12 protein-coding genes are annotated in these 24,293 nt (G+C 40.1%); 9 read left to right on the top strand and 3 right to left on the bottom strand.

Features of this window, described 5'->3' with window-relative positions; translation table 11 throughout:
* Nucleotides 1-61: 61 nt before the first annotated feature.
* The 7 genes from ABJF11_RS09390 (at nucleotide 62) to ABJF11_RS09360 (ending at nucleotide 17,287) form a co-directional block, all read left to right on the top strand.
* Nucleotides 62-799, top strand: coding sequence for a class I SAM-dependent methyltransferase (locus tag ABJF11_RS09390; RefSeq protein WP_348119555.1), 738 nt, complete (start codon nucleotides 62-64; stop codon nucleotides 797-799).
* A 24-nt stretch (nucleotides 800-823) separates the two neighbouring features.
* Complete coding sequence (locus ABJF11_RS09385; RefSeq protein ID WP_348119554.1) at nucleotides 824-1,930, top strand: hypothetical protein; 1,107 nt, start codon at nucleotides 824-826, stop codon at nucleotides 1,928-1,930.
* Nucleotides 1,931-2,022: 92 nt separating this feature from the next.
* Nucleotides 2,023-3,261 carry a hypothetical protein gene (locus tag ABJF11_RS09380; protein ID WP_348119553.1) on the top strand — a complete coding sequence of 413 codons (1,239 nt, stop codon included), beginning with the start codon at nucleotides 2,023-2,025 and terminating at the stop codon, nucleotides 3,259-3,261.
* A gap of 23 nt (nucleotides 3,262-3,284) precedes the next feature.
* Nucleotides 3,285-7,163 (top strand): PKD domain-containing protein, encoded by a 3,879-nt coding sequence (locus tag ABJF11_RS09375; protein WP_348119552.1) that lies wholly within the window; start codon nucleotides 3,285-3,287, stop codon nucleotides 7,161-7,163.
* A 50-nt stretch (nucleotides 7,164-7,213) separates the two neighbouring features.
* Nucleotides 7,214-14,671 (top strand): DUF6443 domain-containing protein, encoded by a 7,458-nt coding sequence (locus tag ABJF11_RS09370; protein ID WP_348119551.1) that lies wholly within the window; start codon nucleotides 7,214-7,216, stop codon nucleotides 14,669-14,671.
* A 6-nt stretch (nucleotides 14,672-14,677) separates the two neighbouring features.
* Nucleotides 14,678-15,274 (top strand): hypothetical protein, encoded by a 597-nt coding sequence (locus ABJF11_RS09365; RefSeq protein ID WP_348119550.1) that lies wholly within the window; start codon nucleotides 14,678-14,680, stop codon nucleotides 15,272-15,274.
* Between the two features lie 888 nt (nucleotides 15,275-16,162).
* On the top strand, nucleotides 16,163-17,287 hold the full coding sequence (locus tag ABJF11_RS09360) for a hypothetical protein (RefSeq protein WP_348119549.1): 1,125 nt from the start codon (nucleotides 16,163-16,165) through the stop codon (nucleotides 17,285-17,287).
* 113 nt (nucleotides 17,288-17,400) lie between these two features.
* Here ABJF11_RS09360 and ABJF11_RS09355 read toward each other — a convergent pair whose 3' ends face one another.
* On the bottom strand, nucleotides 17,401-17,841 hold the full coding sequence (locus ABJF11_RS09355) for a hypothetical protein (protein WP_348119548.1): 441 nt from the start codon (nucleotides 17,839-17,841) through the stop codon (nucleotides 17,401-17,403).
* Between the two features lie 181 nt (nucleotides 17,842-18,022).
* Between ABJF11_RS09355 and ABJF11_RS09350 the strand changes: the two genes are divergently transcribed.
* Nucleotides 18,023-18,616 (top strand): LysE family translocator, encoded by a 594-nt coding sequence (locus ABJF11_RS09350; RefSeq protein WP_348119547.1) that lies wholly within the window; start codon nucleotides 18,023-18,025, stop codon nucleotides 18,614-18,616.
* A gap of 92 nt (nucleotides 18,617-18,708) precedes the next feature.
* Here the strand turns inward: ABJF11_RS09350 and ABJF11_RS09345 are convergent, their stop codons facing one another.
* A complete protein-coding gene (locus tag ABJF11_RS09345) occupies nucleotides 18,709-20,442 on the bottom strand; it encodes a chitobiase/beta-hexosaminidase C-terminal domain-containing protein (protein WP_348119546.1) in 1,734 nt (577 codons plus the stop codon).
* Nucleotides 20,443-20,564: 122 nt separating this feature from the next.
* Between ABJF11_RS09345 and ABJF11_RS09340 the strand changes: the two genes are divergently transcribed.
* Nucleotides 20,565-23,720 (top strand): DUF2225 domain-containing protein, encoded by a 3,156-nt coding sequence (locus ABJF11_RS09340; protein ID WP_348119545.1) that lies wholly within the window; start codon nucleotides 20,565-20,567, stop codon nucleotides 23,718-23,720.
* A gap of 4 nt (nucleotides 23,721-23,724) precedes the next feature.
* Here ABJF11_RS09340 and ABJF11_RS09335 read toward each other — a convergent pair whose 3' ends face one another.
* Nucleotides 23,725-24,219 carry an NUMOD4 domain-containing protein gene (locus ABJF11_RS09335; protein WP_348119544.1) on the bottom strand — a complete coding sequence of 165 codons (495 nt, stop codon included), beginning with the start codon at nucleotides 24,217-24,219 and terminating at the stop codon, nucleotides 23,725-23,727.
* Nucleotides 24,220-24,293: the final 74 nt, after the last annotated feature.

Here is a 24,293-nt window from a genome sequence, read left to right as displayed (position 1 = left end):
TCAACCCATTCTGCCTGTACAGGGGGAAGGAGTTAACTAATTTATAACAAACTTGAAAAGCATGAAAAAAAGAATTGTGCATCTAATTGATCGACTTAGCAGGGCTATATTTTATCATTCAGATAATGCTAAAAAGACCTTCTACCAGTTGGAGCAAATCAGCTTTATTGAGAGCGCTAGATTTATTGAGGAAAACATGGAGAAGGCCATGTTATTCACAGATATTCATTTATTCTATGATCATGCCTTTAGTAGGATCAAACCTTCAGGGTTACTTCTCGAATTTGGAGTATTTAAAGGCGACTCGATCAATTATTTTAGCCAATTGCTGACGAAAAATATGGATAGCAGAAGAGTCACGGGATTCGACTCATTTGAAGGGTTGTCAGAGGATTGGAGTGGCACAGATATGGTGAAGTTTACCTTTGATCAATCAGGAAAGATGCCGATAGTCAATGACAATGTTGAGCTAATAAAAGGCTGGGTCGACGAAACTGTACCTGACTTTATGCAGAACACTGAAGATAAAATTGCATTCATGCACTTAGATGTGGACACCTACACACCAACAAAAACAATATTACTACATACTGTGGATCAGCTGGAACCCGGAACCATCATCATATTTGACGAGCTGCTCGGATACCCTGGATGGAAAAAAAATGAATACAAAGCACTTCAAGAAGTCATTGCTCCAAAATGGGAGTTTGAATTCCTCTCCTACGCAGAGCCAATCTGGAAGTCCCGAAGAATAAACAAGCCCATCAGAGCAGCGATTAATATCATAAAGAGAAAATAGTATAATTAAACCTGATTTATCAAGATGAAAAAAACCATTCTAACCCTCTCATTTTTTGTGAGCGCTGCTGTGCTATTTGCACAGTCAGATCATATTGATTTGAATGAGTCTAAAATTACTGGCAATACCTTAAACGATGGAACCGGCTATTTGGACTTGGAACCAAATTCGAGTTCCGGTCCAGTCGTTCGAATTATGAAATTGGACAGATTTGGACTGAATAATGGAGCTGATGGACATCCCGATCTACTCTTTCAATTGTTACCCGACCAGAGCCTGCAGAATAATTGGAGTATGCTAGAAAGCTATGGCGGCGCAGGCCTGTATATCGGAACTGGACAGTTTACCTCTCCTATTGCTTTTGGCATTAATAGAATAGAGAAGATGAGACTCTCCAATCAAGGATATTTGGGCATTGGGACCTCTTTGCCAAATCACATGATACACGTAAAAGGGAATCCAGCTCAGGATGCAGCTTTCAGTAATCGCCAACTTCTAGCCTACTTTGAGCAATCTGCCAATACAAGTAACACTGCTGGTATTGCAATAAAAGGTGCTAAGAAAAATAGCACAAGTACTGTATCATATCTTGATTTCGATATTTATGATAATGACGAGAGTACGACTGATTTTACCTTGAGTAGAGTTGGCGGAGGCAAAGAAAATGGAACAGGAATAAACGGACAGCTAAGGTTTTTCACTAATGATGGTACTGCCTTAATCGAACAAATGAGAATCAAGGCAAATGGAGATATAGGAATAGGTACAAGTTCTCCAGATGCTAAACTTACTGTGAAAGGAGAGATTCATGCGGAGCGGGTAAAAGTTGATTTGAATATACCTGCTCCAGACTATGTTTTTGAGGAAGACTATCAATTGCTTTCTCTGAAAAGTACCGCAGAATATATTGATGCTAACAATCATCTACCAGAAGTCCCATCTGCCGAACAACTAGCCGCTAATGGTATTGATGTAGTTGATATGAATATGTTGCTTCTAAAAAAAATTGAAGAATTGACACTGCACTTGATTGAAAAGGAAAAGGATATTGAACTCCTAAAAAATGAAAATAAAAATCTAAGGCTCTTGGAAGAGAGAGTCAACAAAATAGAAAAAACACTCAACCCCTGAAGGTGAATAATTGACTTAAAATTTGACACCAAAATATTTATTCTTCAGAAGATCTGTATTCTTAAATCCTTTTCAAACTTAACCGCACCATCATGAACAGTCTAACCAAAGTTGCCATAAATACCTATGTCTTTCTGGCAATTTTTAGCCAAGCTATAGCAGAGGCGCCAAATTCAGCACTCGCTTATCAGCAAACCACAAATAGTCGAATATTGATAGAATCAAATATCATTCGATTCTATACTGGAGGCGTAGAAAGAATGATTGTTGACAATAATGGGAATATTGGGATAGGCACAACCGCACCATCAAATACCTTGAGTGTGAAATCAGACATTATTGGAAAGGACGCATTCAACATTTTCAATTCTGAGGATGTCGAAATATTTGAATTCGGAACATTAAATAACAATCAGTCTTATTTTAAAGTCAATGACAAAGATGGCAATGTTGGAATGCTTTATAGAACAGATTCGGATGAGTTTTATGTGCTTGGAAAAGTGGGAATTGGTGCCTCTAGTCCAACGGCTCAATTGTCCATTACCAGCACGGGTACCATAGGGGAAGGAAATTTTGAGAATTCTTCGATTTATATGACTGACGGAAGCATGGAACTCGGTATCGACCCAAACCAAATATATTCTGGTCAAAATTTGGTGTTAAATGCAGATTCCTACTTAGGCTTTAAATCTGGCAACGAAGAAAGGGTTCGTATTCTTGAAAACGGAAATGTGGGCATTGGTAATTCAAATCCAGGAACCTACAAACTCAAAGTTTCAGGAACTGGATATTTCACAGACGACTTAACAGTATATAAAAAAGACATCATACTTATTGACAAAAACAATGGTACTGCCGATGGATTGGGAATAAAATTCATTGATAATGCAAGAATGGCACTCTACGCTGACGCTGAAATTCAGTTTAGAGAGAGTGACAGTGATGCAACCCAAATTATTATGAACCTCAATGATGGTCGATTAGGAATCGGCACTATCTCTCCCCAATATCCATTGCATGTCAGTGGCACTGCTTATGCCACAAAGTTTCGTGCACCGAGTAATGCGGTATGGCCTGATTATGTCTTTTCGGACAAATACGTCCTTAATAGTCTGGAGAGGGTTGAGAACTACATTGAGAAAAATCACCACTTACCCGATGTCCCCAGTGCAGCAGAAGTAGAAGCCAATGGTGTCGACCTGGTAGATATGCAAGCACTACTGCTCAAGAAAATTGAAGAGCTGACGCTGTACTTGATTGAAAAGGACAATGAAGTAAGACAGTTAAACAATAGACTTCAAACAATAGAGAATTTGATAAAAGAGAAATGAGAGGGGCTAAATACAAGACAAGTATGAATAACAAACGAGACATTATTTTGACGGTTCTATTTTTAATAGTTCAGTCAGGAATAGCCTATGCGCAAGAACCGGACCCGGCCAAGGATGCAGCACTACCTGATCTGAACCCCAAAACGCCTACGGTAGCTCAATTTCTGAGATTTGGAAACTTACCGGTTAATGAATACAATGGTGTTCCCAACATCTCCATTCCTCTCTATACCATCAAGGAAAGGGGTATTGACTTACCAATTGCTATTAGATATAATGCTGAGGGTATAAGAGTTACACAGGAGGCCAGTTGGGTTGGCTTAGGTTGGGACTTACAATTTGGAAGCATCGTTCAAAACATAAATGGATATAATGATTTTGTAAATCCCAGCAATGTTGTTGGTCAAATGGATTTACCGGACTATATACCCGGCCCACCTCCACTTCCTTATATGCAAACCTTATTACCTCAGGATTTTTATGCAAGCGGAAATACCCCAAATGGAGAATTTTCCACATGGGCCTTTCATAGGGAGTATCAGCCACAGAATGGACAAACTGCCTATATGGACCAGTTGCTTTATTTTGGTAATAGAGACAGCCAACCTGACATTATGACTGCTAATTTTTTGGGACATAGTCTGAAGTTTATGATTGACCCCAAAACCCAAAATGTAGTCTGCCTCAATAAAAAAGGCTACATTATCAGGAAAATGGATTTGGTTGAAGAAATCGGTTGGGAAATTACCACTCCCGACGGAGATATTTTCAAATTTGAACAATCCACAAACCTCCATAATTATCAATCTCCACCAAGAAGAGTTAAAATTGATGAAGGCTTCGACAATGAAGCCATACCCAATATTAATGTTAGTCTGGCTGAGTGTGATGCCAGCGGATTTACCACAGAAGGAGATTGCTCATCACCAGACCAACCCCAGAGTTCGAGAATCTGGAAAATTACAGAAATTCTTACAACAGAAGGAGGTCATATCAAATTCAACTACAAGAATGATAGAAACTATTTCAACGATGCGACCTACCAATTGAAATGGAATGTGTACAATGCCATTGAAGGGTCACTATTACTTGCTGAGAAAACTACATTAGGCGGGTTTGTATACAGTGGAGGCCCATATGAATCCTATGAAGGCTCGTATACCCGCCCTAAGTCCGATGGACTCTCAGCAAGATTGTGGAGGTCTAATATTTGGTCTTGTACGGAATACTCTTCTCTATCAAGCATAGACTTCAGTGGAGGGTCTGTCGAATTTTTCACGGACTCCAATGTCAGACTCGATAGATATGGTGATGAACAACTCAATCAAATTATAGTAAAGAATTTTGATGGCACCCCTGTCAAGCGCATTGATTTCGATTATAGTTACTTTAATTCAGATTACCGAGGCACCGGGTGGTGCTCGAAGAACAAAACCGAACAGACCAAACGATTAAAACTGGAAGGTGTATCAATAGATAATGAATCATATTACTTTGCCTATAATTCTGAATCATTACCGCCAAAGAATTCATTTGCTACAGATTATTGGGGCTATTATAATGGCAAGATCAACAATGCATCACCTTTACCCAATATACTAAGAATAGCGGATGCCAGTCAGCTTGAATATCCCGAATTGGGAAGTTTGCTTAGCCAAAATGACAGTGACCATTCTTCCAGTCTAAAGTATAGTCAGGCAGGAATATTGGAGTGCATAAATTATCCTACTGGAGGGTACACAAGTTTTGAATATGAACTTAATAAGTTTGACAACATAATCGTTCCAAATATTGATTTTGGTTATGATCCCAGTCAGGTAGAATCAGTAGGAGCCGGATTAAGATTAAAAAGGCAAAAGAGCCAGCTTGACCCAACCGCTATCGTAGCAATCAACGAATATGAATACAGCGGTGGGAGGTTAAGTCAACCCATGAAATTTTTCTATGAATTTACTGAATCGGTCAAGTATGAAAGATACTTAGGGACGGACAATATCTTATACTTCAATAATTGGGACTATGAAACCATATCAGTCTCTTCTACTAATAACTATATAACAAATGCGGCAGGAGATGGAAATCGTGTGGGGTATGGTTCTGTCAAGGCCTTAGGATTAGATAACGAAGGAATATCTAATGGATATCTTATCAAGAATTTCAGCAATGCTACAAATAAGGAGTTCATTAATAACTATGATCATCACAGATTTAGCTTACCATCAATACCGGATCACAACCAATATCCGAGAGGATTAGAATTATCCATCGAAGTCTATGATAAGAATGACGTAAAAGTTAGGGAGACAGTCAATGACTATGATATTCTTATAAATTCAGACTTTTATTATGGAGTGAGGCATTCCTTCATGGGTAAATATTCTGAACCCGTTGGGTGGAATAGCACCAATTTTCAAGGTGGCGAAGGAGGAAGGTACCTAGTAGGATATTATCCTATCTATAGTACGGATGCACAATTAAAATCTTCCATTGTTTCAGATCATACCGCAGAGGGAACAATTACCAAAGAAACCTATTATTATTATGACTCTCGTAATCGAATGGCCTCGAATAAGACCTATCTCAACAAAGCCAAAACTAGGTTTATTTCAAATACTTTCCTCTATTCAGATTACGCTCCTGTTCTAAGTGACCCAAACCTGACTGAAGAAGAAAAGGATGTCATTCGAAATCTTACCACTTCTAACCGTTTGAATGAGGTTATTCTTTCAAAGCAAAATACCGAACAGGCTACGATTCTGCAAGTTTTGAAATCGTATCAGGAAACAAACGGAATGATTCTCCCTAAGGCAGTAAAGACCAAATTTTCAAGTGCGGTTTATACTCCAAGGGTGATGTTCGACCTTTTCGATGACAAAGGGAACATTTTGCAGTATACCACTGGTGACGGAGTAACCAAATCATACTTATGGGGATACAATCAAACCGTGCCAGCTGCGGAAATTATAAATGCAACGTACCCGGATGTAAAAAACGCATTGGGTGAAATTTCCGAATACGTAGATCTGGCAAATGCAGGATTGTCTTCTAGTCAGGAACAGCTGTTGAGAGCCAATCTTCCTGAAGCGCATGTGACGATTTTTAAGCATAAGCCTATGATAGGTGTTACGGAAGTAGCAGATGAGAATGAAAGAGACACCTATTTCGAATATGATCATTCAAACAGGTTAAGTACAGTTAAGGATCATGATCTAAATATAACGGAGCATTACAGGTATAAATACCATGGAGCATTTAAGAATCTGGATGCTGATTTCAGAATTGTAACAACACCAATAAGTGCCGGAACAGCTATACAATTTGAGTTGATAAGAGACAATACTGAGTTTGGTGATACACAGTATACCTGGAATTTTGGAGATGGAACGATAATAAACGGTGGGAAAACGATAACTCATACGTTTACCAATGGGGGGAACTATAATGTTAACCTTACTCTAACCAATCCAAATTATATCACTCAGGAGACGACCAAATTATTGGAAGTGTATGAATGTAACTTAACCAGCCTGTCGATATGTGGGCCGCATCTATACAACCCATGTTTGGACTATAAAGAAGGTACTTGTCAGGGAAATGATATTAATGATCATCTGACTTACAATATAGTTACGTCAATAGATCCAGCTGAAAAGTTAACATACAATTGGAGCTTTAGGTACACATTTCAAACAGACAACACCGGATGGTCGAGTTGGATTGATATGGACAAGGACCAACAATCGGTAAGCGTCCATGAAAATGGCTTTTCATATGTTTCCGGAGGTGTCACATCAGTGGCCAGATATCTCGAGATAAAGTGCCAGGTGAAGGATATCTGCGGCAATATAATCGACTCAAATACGAAAAGTGTCTTCATTAGTGATGATGGCTCTTGCAATTAATTATCTCCTACTTAAAAGAAGCCAATCTCTAATATTTAAATCGATAGCACATGAAAATGTTTAAAATATTGACAATCATACTCTCCTTACTTATTTATGATTTTTCGTATGGAAATTCTGAACCTGGGGAAAATGAGAATATTAAAAATCACAATTTATTAAATACCTTATCAGGCAGTAGTGTTCTTGTCTCAGGTGATGGAGCAACAGGTGACCCTAATAAAGTATTTAATGTTAATGCAACCTACCAGCTCGATTGTGGTCTGACGGCTGAAATATTTTGGTATACATCAGAAACAGGCAATAGTTACAATAACCCGGCTTCAGGTACTGGGGTCGTAAATTGTGGTGTTGCCTTTTCAAATAAGACGATAAATACAAACGCAACCTATTGGGTTGGAGCAAAAGTCTATTCCAACGGAAATCAGATTTATACTGTTGGCCGCACCAAAGTTTCGGTAACTTATTTAACAAATTGGATCACCAGCCCGACATCAAGTTCCAGCTACCATATCGGTAATAATATATCAGTTTCGATAAATACTTCTTTATACAATTCAGCATCAGTCAACTACGAAGTATGGAAAGGGGGAACCAGAAAAATCGGACCCATCGCAGGTAGTTCTTCCGGGACGTCAATTAACTCCAGTACATTGACGCCAGGGACGGATTATCGGGTTAAAGTACTTTCAACCGCTAATCCGGATGAATATGATTACAGCGGTTATTTCACTATGATTGACAATACGGCCTGTGATGGCGAGATCAGAATTAGTGGAGGTGGTGCAACAGGTGATCCAAACCATGTTTTCGCCATCAACGTCAATAGCGATATTTCTTGTGAATATACCGGTGAGCATGTTTGGTATACTTCAGCCACAGGATCTAACACCATAAATGTAAGCTCTTCTAACGGTGTTTGTGTCTTGGTGGCCAGTTCGCAGAATGTCACTACCAGCACGAGCTACTGGGTGTCACAAAAAGTTTATGACGCACAGAACATTTTGATTTGTGAAAGCGATCGGATCAAGGTTTCTACAATTTATCTAACCAACTGGCTTACCGCTCCGTCTTCCGGATCAAGCTATAATTTAGGAGATAATATTTCTGTGGCGGCCAATAGTGCTATGTATAATCCCGGGTCTGTTCAGATAGAAATATGGAAGGGTAACAGCAAAGTGGCCGGACCAATTGCAGGAGGCACTACCGGTAGCACTATATCAACGAATGGCTTATTAGCCGGGACAGATTACCGTATAAAGATGTATAAGACGGGAAGTCCTAATGAATATGATTACAGTCATTATTTTACTCTAATAGACGATACAGCATGCCAGACTGAGTTGAGAATTTCAGGAGATGGGGCTACAGGTGACCTCAATCATACATTTTATATAGACGTCAACAGCGACATTGCCTGTGAATATACAGGTGAGCATGTTTGGTATACCTCTGCTACAGGACCGAATACGATCAATGTAAATTCAACAAATGGCGTCTGTGTGTTAGTAGCCAGCTCTCAAAACGTAACAACCAGTACAGACTATTGGATTTCGCAGAAGATTTATGATGAGCAGAACAATTTGATCTGCGAAAGTGATCGAACCAAGGTTTCTACCATTTACTTAACCAATTGGATTACTTCTCCTACTTCAAGTGCTAGTTTTAATATAGGAGAAAATATTCCGATAACTTTGAATACATCCATGTACAATCCAGCCTCAATTGAGATTGAATTGTGGAAGGGAGGCAGCAAGGTGGTGGGACCCATTACAGGTGGGACAACCGATAGAACTATAGCCACAAATGGGTTATTGGCTGGGACAGATTATCGCATAAAGGTCTACACCACAGGAAGCCCGGATGAATATGACTACACTCACGATTTCACTCTAATAGATGATACCGCTTGTCAGGCAGAATTGAGAATTTCAGGCGGTGGTGCCACAGGCGACCCCAACCACGTCTTTGCTATCAATGTCAATAGTGATATTGCATGTAATTATACAGGAGAACATGTCTGGTATACAGCCGCTACTGGCTCTAACACGATCAATGTCAATTCAACAAATGGTGTCTGTGTCTTAGTAGCAAGCTCTCAAAATGTTACTGCGAGTACCAGCTATTGGATATCACAAAAAATTTATGATGAGCAAAACAACTTGATCTGCGAAAGTGATCGCACCCAGGTCAGTACTGTTTACTTGACCGATTGGGTTACGGCTCCATCTTCCGGATCAAGCTATGTCATTGGTGAAAACATTTCCGTTTCAATAAATACTTCTCTCTATGATCCAGGGTCATCATCATCTGCCATCCAAATTGAACTGTGGAAAGGGGATACTCGAATGGTAGGACCGATTACCGGAAGTGCTTCAAGTGGCATTATTTCAACAAGCGAAATGTTGGCTGGTGTAGACTATAAAATCAAAGTTTACAAGACTGGCTTCACTGATGAATATGATTTCAGTGAAACATTCAGTTTAACAGATCCTTCAGCATGTGAGAATGGTGTGATTGTAACAGGAGACGGGTATAGTTGTGACCCGAGCCACTTATTTGTAGTAAAAATCGAAAGCGATATCGCATGTGACTATCGGGCCGAACATCGTTTGTATACCTCTGAGGCCGGATCTGAATTTGATGACACCCAGGTCATTTTTGCTAACAATTCAGATTGCAGAAAATCGGTTTCAACGCTGAAAATATCGACAGATAAGAATTTCTGGGTTACTGAATTGATCTATGATGAGCAGGGAAATTTCATTTGTGAAAGTGGCAGAACACCCATAACGGTATCATATGACCCGTCAACGTTTGTGGCTGATGCAGGGCAAAATAGATTCTTCTTTGAAAATGACAATCCGGCAAAGGTAGAAGGGCTGCCAGCAGGAGGTGAATGGGTCCAATCAAATCATTTGATCAAAGATGTATTTTTCCCCGACTTGGCTGAAAAAGGACAGCATACGCTCCATTATGATTTTTGCCAGGTTTCAGATGAAGTTATTTTTGAAGTTTTTGAGAATCCAGTCATCACTTTTGACGGAGCGAAGTATTTCGAGCGAGGAGGAAACAGCGAAGTCAAATTGGTTGTGGTTGGTGAAATCTACGATAGTTATGCGTGGTACAAAAATGGCGAACTAATTCTCAACGAATCGACCTCTACCCTAACGACGTCTGAAGTTGCCTTTTATGAAGTCGAAGTGACTAAAAGTGGGATTTCAACCAGAACGGGTGTCGAAGTTTTTACCCTGTTAGGATCTCAGAATGCAAATTACATAGCAAATTATTCAGCTAAGCAATCGGGTTATTTCAACTCAGGAACAATTGAATTTCAGGACTTGACGAATGTCACAGAGGGCATAGAATATTTCGATGCGTTAGGCAGGTCCGCACAATCCGTTGTGACACAGGGATCCGCGCTGAAAAGAGATATTGTTGCTGCAAAACAACTTGATGATTTTGGTAGGGAAAGAAAACAATATCTGCCTTATGTTCCTAACCAGGGTTCCGGGTTTCAAATAGAAAACTCCATGGGGGAAGGAATGAACCAGTATGATGGTTCGCCTCACCGGATTTTTTATCAATCAGCGCCTAATATCGCCAACAGCGATTTCGCCTATTCCGAAACGACCTTCGAAGAGTCACCACTAAATCGTCCTTCGAAGGCCTATGCACCAGGACAGCCCTGGGCGAAGCCTACGGATGACTCTGGTCAAACCACAGGTGGCGGCGACAAGCCGGTCATGTTTGAATATAGTACCAATATTGCGGGGAAAGTGATTTATTGGTCCCTTGAAAACGATTTATTGAAAAAAATCTCGACCTATGAAGCCGGCGAGTTGTACAAGACAATTACCACGGACGAAAACGGCAAGCAAGCACAAGAATTCACAAATCTACAAGGCCAGGTGATCTTGAAAAAAGTCCAGTTGTCAGAAACTACTCCGGTAGGCGATGAGGATTGGCTGCAGACCTATTATATCTATGACAATGCAGGCCAGCTTAGATTTGTACTGCCTCCGATGGGCACCAAACATTATCTGACCGATGGACAGTATGTACCCGATGGAACGCCATTGGTTACTGCAGATGCCAACTTTGAAGATGTTTCTGGCCCTGATCAAAAAGTAGCTATTCTTGCACCGGCAAAAATCTATATCAATTCAGGTACCACCCTGAATGAAGGCGCAGATATCTATAGCGTTTCAGCCACCACAGACGACTTCATACTCAATAGCAGTTTTGTTGACCGATGGAGCTTTCAATACCAATATGATGAACGAAGACGTATGGTTGAAAAACGAGTGCCTGGAGCAGCATGGGTCTACATGATATATGATGAGAGGAATCGTCTGGTTATGACTCAGGATGGTAATCAGCGAGCTAAAACTACGCCGGAGTGGAGCTTCACCAAATACGATCAGCTCAATAGGCCGATCCTGACAGGCACCTATCAGGACGTCGAGTCCTTGACTCGTGGTGAGATGCAGACCAAAGTCAACGATTTCTACACTGCAGCTCATGGAAATTCGGACCAGTTTTATGAAGCGCGAGGATCAACCGTTCATGGATACACCAATCTTTCATTTCCAAAGGAGGCCGACAATGAATTTGACTATTTGACGGTAACCTATTACGACGACTATGACTTCTCCGACGAAGGCCATTGGGCCCTAGGAGACTATTCAGCAGAAGCTAAAGCCAAATCACTTGTGACTGGATCAAAAGTAAGTGTCTCTAATTTGGGCTGGAACGAAACCGTGACCCTATACGACAATCGCTATCGCGTGACATCCACGATTTCCAGAGATTATCTGGGCAACAAGGATACTTATGTCAATCACTATTTCAGCATAGTACATCCACTTGTAGTCAGGACAGTGCATACTCATGAAAGCCAATTGGATGGAGAAACTACAACTATAACCAAGGATTTTGATTTCGATCATGCAGATCGATTGATGAAAGTCACTCACCAGATCAATAGCGAGCCTTCGGTGGTAATTTTGGAGAACGAGTATAACGAACTAGGAGAACTCATCACCAAAAAGCTGAACAAAGAAGGAGCTGGGCAATACAGCCAGGAGGTAGATTTCCAGTACAATATCCGCGGCTGGCTCACCAAGATCAACGATCCTGTGTCTCCAAATACTGACGACTATTTTAGCATGCAGCTCAAATATGATGAGGCAGGCCAGTACAACGGCAACATTGGGGCCTCCAGCTGGAAAAATCCGTTTGAGTCCACTACCAATAGCTATAACTATACTTATGATCCTGTCAATAGAATCAAAAGTGCCGGGTACACGACCACCGCCACCAATGGTATGGACTTCGATGTGAGCAATATCAACTATGACGCCAATGGCAATATCTTATCCCTCAAAAGAAAGGGAGATCATGAGGCCCAACCTGGTCAGTGGTTTGATGATTTGGACTATGACTATGAGGGCAACCAGCTCACCAAAGTGACTGACGCCTCAGGCTATGATACTGGATTTAAGGATGGCTCCAATGCCACCACCGAATATATCTACGATGCCAACGGCAACATGATCGAAGACCTGAACAAAGGCATCGACAGCATCGCTTACAATCATTTGAACCTGCCTCAGTTGGTCAAAATGAATGGAGATGGCTCCAACCGCATCGAATACATCTACGATGCCGCTGGAATCAAAATGGCGCAGCTCGTCTATACTGCGGATACGCTGACCAAACGCACCGACTATCAAGGCGCTTTCATCTATGAGGACAGCGTACTGCAAATCATTCAGCACGAAGAGGGAAGGATCGTCATTGCGAGCGGAACGCCGCCCGGCGCCAGCGAAGCAATCTCAATCTACGACTACCAATATCACCTTAAGGATCATTTGGGGAATATTCGGGCCACTTTCAAAGAAGCTAAACCAGAAGATTCAGAACTGTCTATAGCTTATATGGAAGACAGCACTCCATTGGACGAAGCGGGCGAGTCCGGCCTTTTTGACCACTATGAAAGTGTAAAAATGGTAGATGCCGCTATCCTCAATAGCACACCGCAATCCGCAGTGGCCGGAGCGTCTCATGCCATGCGACTCAGCGGAAGTGACGACGAACAATTTGGATTGGCGAGACAACTCAAAGTGAAGCCTGGAGACAAAATAGACGTCTCGGTGAAGGCCAAGTATCTGGACCCTGCTGTATCCTCTACAGACATGACCAATCTCAACAATACCATCATCGGACAGATTGGTGCTGTAGGCACATTTACCTTAGCCGAAGGCATACTATCTCCATCAGGTATAGGTGCAGTCGACTTTACCGACAGGACAGAGGACACGGCTGTCCCGATGGCATTTCTCAATGCTTTTGTGTTTGACGAGTACTTCAATCAGATCAATCTATTGTCGGTACAAATCTCAACTGCGGCTAGAGAAGATGGGACAGGCACGTCAAATCACGAGCTGATGTCGCTACCTACTATCGAGATCGCAGAATCAGGATATGTTTATATTTACTTATCGAATGAGCAAGCCACACTCGAAGCGGGTGCGCCAATCGACGTGTTCTTTGACGATTTTTCGGTAATCCAGCATCACACTCCGATTGTGAGCAAGGATGACTATTATCCTTTTGGGTTGACGTTCGCTTCTTACTCCAGACCGGCTACTACTGGTCAGAACTTTAAGTATAATGGGAAGGAGGAAATTGATGATCATGGATTGAATTGGCTTGATTATGGTGCCAGGATGTATATGGCTGATTTGGGAAAGTTTATATCAGTGGACCCTATTGCTGATGTTTTTAACAGTTATTCACCTTACAACTATTCGCAAAATAATCCGATAAGATTCGTTGATGTTGATGGGCTTGGGCCAGGTGATCGAGTAAAAAATGCAAAGAAGGCAGTTGGAGAAGATACCAGAAAGTACAAGCAAGTGACTGGTGATAATAGATATACTGATAATTTTGTTGATTGCTCTGAGTTTTGCAGAGAAATAGCTAAGGCAGAGGGATATGATCCGGGAAATTGGACAGGTGCTCAAGCCGATTATTATAAAGATAAGGGCGAATGGGTTACTGACATTAATGACGTCAATGAAGGTGACTTTGTATTTTGGAGCCTTAAAGGCGAAGATGGGATAACACATACTGGAATTGTAACAGAGGTTGGCGAAGAAGGTCGCTTAAGTATTGTCCAATCAACTAGAAACGGAGGAGGTGAGAGTATTAATGACAAATACAAAACTAATAAGTCAGGAGATCTTTGGGCAGGTACTGATTTTGAAAGTAATTTTGTTGGTGCAGGACGTCCGAAAGAGAAAAAGGAACAGACCTCAAAGCAAAAGGAAATAAGTAAAACTAGTAGTGCCATATTAAGTAATCTTAAACAGGCAGTTGGTCTTATTAAAAGTTATAAAGAAGGAAATATATCTGAAAAAGATTATAAAAAAGGAAGAAATAGACTTTCAAATGAAGTGTCTAGATTATCTGATCGACTACAACAACTTGAAACTAATTAATAGACTATGAATATTAAATTATCAACTCTTATAATAGGAGCAATATTTTTGTCATGTTGTTCTAGCAAGGCTAGCACCGAAAATAAGGTAAGTGATACTAATAAGAATAATGATTGTAATAGTTACAAACAATACTCTAAAGAACTGAATACAGATTTCTTTAATGTTGAAATGTTGAGAGATATTAATTTTGATGAGTTGGCTTCCGCGAATACAAATAGTTCAATTGCAAGTATTTGTGAGGATGAGGAGCTTTACTTTTATTCACATTTTGAAGGAGGTTGTGATTTGATACTTATATCAAGAAATCAAAAAGTAGGCAGATCAATTAAAATGCATTTAGTAGTTGTATCGGATAATGGTGATGTATTGCAAAATATTGTTCTTGCTGAAAAAACATCATATCCAGGAAGTGTTACTGAAATTAGTTCAATTTTAAATAAAAAAAAGCTAGAAGTTATTCGTACTGAAAGCTATGTAGGAGATTATGTTGAGGATGAAGATAGATATTTGTCATTAAAAGACTCAATTAATACGATGTTTATCAAGAATGAAAAAATATTTAATCAAATTTCTAGTGATAGTCTGCGCTCAGTGAAATAGTATACTACATAGCTTGCAATCGAATCGTGATTTGAATAAATAGAAATCCTGCTCTCTAAAAAAGGAGGATGGGTCTTTAAACCATTCTATCAAAAGCCTGACCATGTGGTTGGGCTTTGATGTTTAATTATGCTACACCATAGGTGGTAAACTTGAGTATAATTGGGACTCAGAAAAGTATGATTTAAAATAATGGATATATTTTTAAGACTATCGGGTATTTATAGAATGATTTTGAGTGTGATTTCTTTTTTCACATTTGCAATTGTTGGTGCAGGATCACACGGCGGAATAAATTTAAACAGTAAAGTCACTCAAGTTTCAATATTAATGGTAATTCTGTTTATGAGTACGGTGCTAGCCTCATTCTTATTTGTAAGATTAAAAAGTATGAGAATCAAAAGTACCAAAGGGATAATTCTTGCGATACTGACCTCAATGTGTACCGTTTTTTCGAGCATCTTGTTTATTAATTTTTCATTTTTTGCTGATGATATTTCAACTTCTGCAAACTTTTTAGGCTCGTTGGCAATGTTAACTGTAACCGTTTTAGGTATTTTTAATTTGAAATATCTTTTTCGACACAAGTAATAATCTAACCAAATAGCGCGCGTTTAGCCTCTTCGACTTAACGCGTGCGATGCTTCGTTGAGCGCGAAATTCCTATCTTGCGAGTATGTCAGAAAACACAAATTTCGAGAGCCCGAGGGAATATATTTTGTGACTAGTATGGTTGTGTTTTGGATTGATTTATTTACGAGAAAGGAATTTAGACACCTCATTGTTGATACAGGTGGTGCCTATAGAATAAGGCACGCGTTACGCCGAAGAGGCTAAACGCGCGCCAGCGGAGCAAAAATTAACGGCAATACAGAAAAAAAATATCCATTGAAATTGAAGAAAATTAACATACTCGGTACACTCTTATTTTGCTCAATACTTCAGGCAAACGCAGTGATATTTACTGTAAATCAAGATTCTTCCAATTGCATCTGCTGGGATGACCAAGTGTTATTGACATGGGCAGATTTTTCTGAAATTCCAGATTCAACTATTTATACATATTATGGAGATACCGCTGATGTTGTTTCAGTTTTGTCTGTAGTTGTGGATTTAGATTCTTCCAATAAATATTTTGTTAAAGCTGTATTTGACACTAAGTCATGGTATGAGTCAGGAAAGAATAGACCCTTAGCGCCAATGCTTGTGCCTTGTCTATTAAAAGGTCAAGCTATTCCAAAAGAAGTGCGCATCAACCATTATCAGGTAAACGATGATGAATCAGTATTTGACCATGTTTCTAAGAAAATAAGATACAACAGTGATGGAAAGATTATTGAAGAGATAAGCTATCGTAAGTCTGGTAGAGTGAAAACAAAAAAAAACTTTTTCTACGAAAATGGACTTCTCGTTAAAGAAGTCAAAACATTTGCGCAAACTGGTGCGGGAAAATCAACAGGTTATTTATACAACGAAGAGCAATTATTAGTTGAAGAAATTTTCACCAATTCCGAAGGAGACGTCTTCCTGAAAATTAAATATGAATATTCAGAAAGCGGAGTACTCAAGAATAAGTGGGAACAATTAAATAGTGAAACTCTTTCTACGACCAAAGATGAATATCATTATAATGAAAAAGGAAAATTGATAGAAGTAAAGAGATATTCTGATGGTCAAATTGAAATAATTGAAACGTATGCGTACGACAAACAGGATAGAATATCAAGCATTAATAAGCAATTTGAAAATTATGCAGAAATTAATGAAATAGAATATGAGCCTTTGATTCACTATCATTTTATTGTTGAAAATGGTCGTAAGACGCTTTCGCAAAGAACGGTGCTAAATGATGACGGGAAAGTAGTCGGTTGGACTTCGTACGACATGAATTCCGGAAACATCGAAAGCATACAAAAATATGCATATGATAAAAATGGGTTTTTGATAAAGATGGAAAATTATGTAGGCGGCAAGTTGGTTGATCTTGATGTTTATGAAAGAAGTTTTTATTGATTTCATTTGCTCAGCAACTTCCCCCCACCAGTCCAACCTTGCTTCTTGCTCACCCACAAATTACTCCTCGTTCGCCTTCAACCTAATATTAATACCCTGAATCGTGACGGCGATCACATAGGCAAATAGCCCAGGTAGTTTTGAGTGATCTCAAATAATTTGCAGTCGCATATGTCAGAGTAGTTGCTCGTTTTTCTGATGAAGGCCGAGAAGCTGAATTCCAGTGCATGAATGAATGACAGATCATGGTGACTCGTAGTCCCAAAGTATACGGCCGCAAACAAGAATATACTGCACAACGGACTGGCAACTCCCCAAAGGATCAGGCCTGGAAGCCGGATAAACTTACTGTTGGATGCTTTGGCCATGTTGAGCAGCATCCAGATGATCACAAATACAGCCAGGACAAACGAAACCCAGATCACCAATTGGTTGTAAAACAGCTTCGGATAGAACTGACTAATCAAGAGGACAAAAGCAGGGACAAGAAACCCAATTCCCAAATTGAAAATGGTATACTTTTGAAGCAGATCGGTTTTTCTGGTGTTCGTCAAATGAAGAGCTTTGTCACCTAAAGATAAAAAGTATTTGGTAGTCCTAACAATTTCTTCGAGGATGGCATCTCAGAGTCCCGCCAAACATGAATACCATTCATTCATTGAATCAATTCATTTCAATGTAATCCAGTCCAAAAAATTGTTTCTTGCTCTAAATTGCAGGCTTTGACTTTAGATTATGGAGTTTGCTAGCTTGTCCTTTTTGTCCTTCGTGCTGATCACTTCGATTACACCTGGCCCCAACAATATCTCCAGTGCTTCTATGGGCATGCTGCTTGGCTATGGCAAGACCTTGAATTATTTGTTGGGTATTTCTACAGGATTCTTTCTGCTGATGCTGGGATGCTCGTTGCTCTCCACCTCATTGCTACTACATCTCCCCTCAGCGCAGCGGTATCTCAAGTATATAGGGGCAGCATACATTATCTGGTTAGCGTACAGGGCGCTATCGGCTAGTTATACCAACGAAAGTAGTCATCATTTGGCATCCTTTAGCAAAGGGCTGATTCTACAAGTCGTCAATCCTAAAGGCCTGGTCTATGGACTGACTATATTTACTACTTTTCTTGCTGGAGTCAATGGAGATTATACGATCCTGCTTCCATGGATGGTTTTTCTTGCGCTGGTATGTTTTGGATGTGTTTCAGTTTGGGCACTTTTTGGTGCCGCCATTCAGCGATATATGAAGAATCAAAAAATCAAATTAGCTATAAATGTGATTTTGTCACTAGCCTTGGTATTTACAGCGCTGGATATTGCTGGATTACTATAATCGTTTGAGTTTACTGCCAAATGCACGATAAGTAAAGGCATAAAAAAAGCCGGAAAACATTTCCCGGCTGAATATTTTCTAAGCGCTTAAAGCTATTTGATAAACACTTCCACCTCCTCCGAGGTTGTCACATTACCCAGCTTATCCACAGCCCTGACTTGGTAAGTTACCAGACCACGCGTATTGATTTTCACAGGTTTTACATATTCTAGTTCGGCCTCTCCATTCAAAGTATAATACACTTTGTCTGTGTCCACCGTCTTGTCCGTAGCCGCCAAGAAAAGTTTTACCCCCTTAGAATAAACGCTAACCGGATTGCCATCCTTTTCGTCCAGAATGATTTTTCCAACCGGCTCCATACTCAGTATATGCTCAATTCTCGGCCCAGTATTGTCTACTACAAAGAAGAATGATTTTGTATTTCGGTTGTTTACCTGATCTGTACCATAGAAGTCTATAGTGTAGAAACCTTCCTCCTCCAGTTTGATAGGGCCATCGTAAGTCTGCCCGGTGCCACCGTTGATTTTGTATCCGAGATCTTTCACACCACTCTCACCATCGATGGCCGCCAGGGCGATTTCAGAATTCCCCGTCACGAACGCAGTGTCTCTGGAATGATATTGATCGCCAGTAAATTCGTATTTGATCTCTGGTGCTTCCATATCAATGTCGAGAGAAGATCTACTCAAGTTAGATTCTTCGAGCTTTCCGTCAAATCTATTATTTACCTTATCCACTGCATAGTATGTGATCACGTGATTCCCGCCTGTCTTGTCCATTATGAATGGCTCATAGTACGTCTCCGGATCCGCTCCATCTATTGAATATTTAATAATTTTCACTCCAGCCTTATTGTCCTCAGCAGTCAGTTTTACTTTGGTACGTGTGGATACAAATACCCGACCTCTATTTTGGTACTGGTCACCCACGATGGTAGCTTCTACGACAGGGACTGTCTTGTCCAAATAGAATTCTATGACCTTGTCTACTTCCTTGTTCTTTACATTGTCATAGCCATAGAAGTTGATGGTATGTGGACCATCTTCTAAGGCATTCAAATCTATTTGATTTGAAAATATCTTTTCTGCGCCATTGTCGATCTTATAGCCTATTCTATTCAAGCCAGAAGTAGCATCCACAGACTGTAATTTGATATAGGTCCTTGGCGAAAATATCATTCCACTTCGATCATTATGAACGGTATATTCTGATACTGGAGTGGTCAAGTCAACTCTAAACTGAAAAATCTGAATTGGCTCTACGTTACCTGTATTATCAGCCGAGTAGATTTTTATATCGTACTCCTTGTCCTGATTGAGTTCCTGGTCCTTAGTGAATGCCAGAAAATTGTTGTTATCCACAGAATAGAAAGTCTTTTGTACACCCGACTGGTTGTCAACAGCTGTACTTTTGAACTTCAGGCCCTTTCCGAAGTATTGTTTGCCTTCCGTGTTCTTATATTTAGGTGATTCATCAAGTAGAACTGTCGTCTTAGGCGCTTCACTATCGCGATAGACTTCAAACAAAAGTTCGAATTTCGGTTGCAACTGTTTCAATGAAGAGTCAGCAGCCCAGTTTGACCTGATATAGTTGATGCCTTCGGTATCCAGATACATAGGATTTGTATAGTCCTTATGGATTTCGCTATTTAGCTTGTGAAGGTTTTTCCCATCTGGAGTCTCAGAAACAAACAGGTACATTGGATTTTTGCCATGCCAGTACAGCTTGCCGTCCTCACTGATATAGTATTGTTTTTGGACGTTTGGCTTTTGTTGGGAATAGGCCGCAAGTGGACATAGAATTAAGAAGAGTAGCGCCTTTCTCATAGCAAGGGACATTAATATTTTTTGTAAATAACTAATTCAATTAAATACTTTGCGCGTGCAATATCAAATAAATTCAATTAAAATAGCGTGGAAGATGTCTTTTTCATCGAAATATACAAATAATGAAATTCAATATTGTAATTGTTCTAACTTTCCTAACAGCTTCTATGGTTCAGCCTGCTCTGGCGCAAAAAGAACTTGGAGACCTGCATTTTCATCAAGGCGATACATTTTTGTTGTTTAATCGGCACGACAGCTCCATTATGCACTTTGAAAAGGCCCGAGCTGCATACCTGCAGGATCAATACTGGCGCGGTGTAGTTTCTAGCGACAACAAGATTGCTGAAAACCTATGTGGAACCTTCGAACTTAAGAAAGCTATGACAGTAGCCAAAGAAGCTTTTGACATGGCTCATGAGAAGTTAGGACCCTGGGATATAGAAAAAGCCAATGCCATGAATAATATGGGCAATATTCATTATCTCACGGGTCAGCACGAACTCGCGCTGGAAGAATATGAAAAGGCCCTTGAGCTGGCTAATCATGAAGTTCATGAAGAAGTATTGTTTTCTGCCCCGACCAGTCTTGGGATCGGCAACGTGTATTTTGGAAAGCACCAATACGAAGAGGCCTTCAAGCATTTTAAAACTGCTTTGGAGTCTAATCGTTCGATTCTGGGTGAGAATCATCCTTATGTAGCCAACTCATATTTGAGCCTGGGCAACCTGTATCGAAACAAAGGATCCTATAACCTCGCCACAGAGTATTATGACAAAGCGCTAAAGATCAACATCAACGTATTCGGAGAAAATCATCCTGACGTGGCTACCACCTATGTGGGGATCGCAGATATATATAAAAACAAAAGCGCTTACGATCTGGCCATGCAGTATTATAGACAGGCGCTAGTGATATACCAGAAATTTTTGCATGAAAAGAATCCGAAATTTGGTGCGATTTATTTAGGCTTTGCCGATGTATATAAAAACCAAGGTAACTATGAAAAAGCCTTGGAGTATTATCAAAAGGCACTGGATCTATTTGAAAAAACCATTGGTCTGGAACACCAAAATAGCGTGAGAAGCTTTCTTGGAGTGGGCAACACTTTTATGTATCAGGAGAAGTTTCGAGATGCACTGGATTACTATAATAAGGTGATGGACATTAACTTCAACCTGGTCGGAGAAAACCATGTGAATTCCTCTGCAGCCAACAACAACCTGGGAAGTATCTATTACTTTTTTGGTGATTTTGATCTGGCGATCAGATATTTCAAAAAAGCACTCGGCATAGACATCAATATTCATGGACATGAGCACCCTAATGTCGCCAATGGCTATTATAACCTCTCAAGAGTATATGGAGAGAAAGGCGATATCCGAACAGCACTTGAGTATTGCCAGGAGGCGATCAACGCCAGCATCATTGACTTCGATGACAAAAACGTATTCATGAACCCGGTACTAGTCAACTTCTTTGATAATAAGGACTTGCTCTGGTATCTGCAATTCAAAGGTCAGCTGCTCGAAGAAGGGTTCAGACGAAGTGAAAATGTGAAAGGGCTGGATATCTCACTCCATAGTTTTGTGCTTAGCGATAGCCTTGTAGAGCAAATCAGACAATCATATACGGACCGTAGAGACCAAATAGAGCTCAGTGAAATGTCCGGCCGAATCTATGAGTCTTCCGTCAACGCCGCCTATTCATTGATCAATCTTATCAATGAAGACAATGTGAAATACTTGGGCGCTGAAGCCACCTATGAAGACAAAAAAAGAGAATACGAAAACCGATTCTTCTTCTTTACAGAGAAGAATAAAGGAGCTATACTATTTTCTTCCCTTGCGGAATCCAATGCCATCTCGTTTGGGGGAATCCCCGATACCTTACTCACCAAAGAAAAAGAGTTAAAAACCATAATCAATAGCTATACGCAAGAACTTGCAGCTAATCCTGACCCTGACATGGTTGAGTTTTATCAGCGAGAGCTTTTCAAAGCCAATAGGTCATATGAAGATCTGATAGAAAAGTTTGAGACAGAATATCCTAAGTACTACGATCTCAAATACGATGTGCATATCACAGAGTTGGATGAGATTCAGAGTTTCTTAAATGACTCTACCATGATGCTTTCCTACTTTCTCACCTCGGATAGTATATATGTAGCACAGATTGATAATACCGGAATGAAGATCGATAAGGTATATAAAAAGCGAGATTATGAAAAAGCTGTAAAGGCAGTGAGAAAAGGAGTGCTTTATAAAAGTGATAAAATATATAGTACCTATGCCCGAATGCTCTATGAGCAACTTTTTCCAATGAAAATACCTGAGCGAATTAAAAACATCATCGTTGTGCAGGATGGAATCATGGCTACCATTCCGTTTGAGGTACTCTTGACAGAAGAGGTGGACTATAGGAATATAGACTACGCGACATTACCCTATCTGGTCAAAGACTATAATATTTCATACACCTTCTCCGCCAATCTGATTTATAAAACATTTATGAATGAGAAAATATCTCGACCTAAAGCACCCAAGGAAGGGATGGTACTAGCTCCGGTGGATTTTGATCACTCTCTAGAAGCACTCAAGGAGGCAAAAAAGCTGTCCTATGAAAAAGCCGATAAGGCGAAGAACCTGAGAAAAGGGATCTCAATTTCAGCTGAGGAGCTAAAATCCCTTCCGGGAACAGAAGTAGAGGTCCAGCAGATCGATACTCTGTTTACCAAAAACCAGAAAATCGCAGATAAGTATATGTACTATGACGCACAAGAAGAAATCGCCAAGTCCGGACAAATGGACAACTACAAGTATATTCATATTGCCTCACACGGCTTCGTAAATCAGGAAGAGCCAGAATTCTCCGGGATCTTCATGACCAGAGATACCCTGAGCAAGGCAGAAGACGGTATTCTGTTTTCTGGCGAAGTTTATAATATCAATCTCAATGCAGAATTAGTCTCTCTCTCTGCATGCGAAACTGGCCTCGGCAAAATATCTAACGGCGAAGGAATCATTGGTCTTACCCGAGCTCTGATCTACGCTGGAGCTAAAAACATTACCGTCTCCTTGTGGAAGGTGTCCGATGAGTCAACTAAACGGTTAATGATAGACTATTATGACAATTTCTTAGCTCATGATGTGCCGGAGGCTCTGCATGAAAGCTTAAGCTATGCCTATGCGCTCAAAAAGGCTAAGATGAACATGATAGAGAAAGGCGGAAAATTTGCACATCCCTACTATTGGTCACCATTCGTATTGATAGGTAAGTAAAGAATTAAGCCAATTTTCGAGGGCGCCCTTTGAATACCGTGCTATTCTTGAAACCATTTTTGTACTTCTTCTTACGCGTACGCCATACTTTGAAGTTGTTTTTGTTACCAACTTCAAATTGAAAAGCCATGTGCTCAGACGGTGATACCCATTCCAGATTAGCGCTGTTATTGTTTTTTGGATTGTTGTCCAAGTGCAGAATCATCGTGTAATCCTGAGGTAAAACATTGATACAAAAAGCCATAGCTACCTCCCTATGGGGATAGACTGTTTTTCTTTTTCCATCGCTGTCTACCAAATCCATGAAATAGCATTTGCAGGTTTTATTCCATCTCTGCTTCATTACTTTTTCTTTGAGGGCGATGTTTTTACCAGATCCCGCATGAAAGGTTTCGCGAGCTTTTCTTCTAATTTGTCCCAGATTTGAGACTTCATAATTGGTATATCCAGAGATCGTTTTCCAGACCTCTTCTATACGTTCGATCTTATGCACATTCATAATTAAGGTGGGTTTTATGATTTGCTTAAAGTAAATGTATGGAGCGCCGTGTCCTTTTCTAAAAAAGTTCGATG

Source organism: Reichenbachiella sp., assembly GCF_039941815.1.
Lineage (GTDB): Bacteria > Bacteroidota > Bacteroidia > Cytophagales > Cyclobacteriaceae > Reichenbachiella.
This window is presented reverse-complemented; position numbering and strand designations above follow the sequence as displayed.

Excerpts from the sequence above, each read along its gene's own strand:
- ABJF11_RS09350 (WP_348119547.1), top strand. The coding sequence starts at position 18,023 with ATGGAGTTTGCTAGCTTGTCCTTTTTGTCCTTCGTGCTGATCACTTCG.
- ABJF11_RS09380 (WP_348119553.1), top strand. The coding sequence starts at position 2,023 with ATGAACAGTCTAACCAAAGTTGCCATAAATACCTATGTCTTTCTGGCA.
- ABJF11_RS09370 (WP_348119551.1), top strand. The coding sequence starts at position 7,214 with ATGAAAATGTTTAAAATATTGACAATCATACTCTCCTTACTTATTTAT.
- ABJF11_RS09390 (WP_348119555.1), top strand. The coding sequence starts at position 62 with ATGAAAAAAAGAATTGTGCATCTAATTGATCGACTTAGCAGGGCTATA.
- ABJF11_RS09335 (WP_348119544.1), bottom strand. The coding sequence starts at position 24,219 with ATGAATGTGCATAAGATCGAACGTATAGAAGAGGTCTGGAAAACGATC.
- ABJF11_RS09340 (WP_348119545.1), top strand. The coding sequence starts at position 20,565 with ATGAAATTCAATATTGTAATTGTTCTAACTTTCCTAACAGCTTCTATG.
- ABJF11_RS09385 (WP_348119554.1), top strand. The coding sequence starts at position 824 with ATGAAAAAAACCATTCTAACCCTCTCATTTTTTGTGAGCGCTGCTGTG.
- ABJF11_RS09375 (WP_348119552.1), top strand. The coding sequence starts at position 3,285 with ATGAATAACAAACGAGACATTATTTTGACGGTTCTATTTTTAATAGTT.
- ABJF11_RS09345 (WP_348119546.1), bottom strand. The coding sequence starts at position 20,442 with ATGAGAAAGGCGCTACTCTTCTTAATTCTATGTCCACTTGCGGCCTAT.
- ABJF11_RS09365 (WP_348119550.1), top strand. The coding sequence starts at position 14,678 with ATGAATATTAAATTATCAACTCTTATAATAGGAGCAATATTTTTGTCA.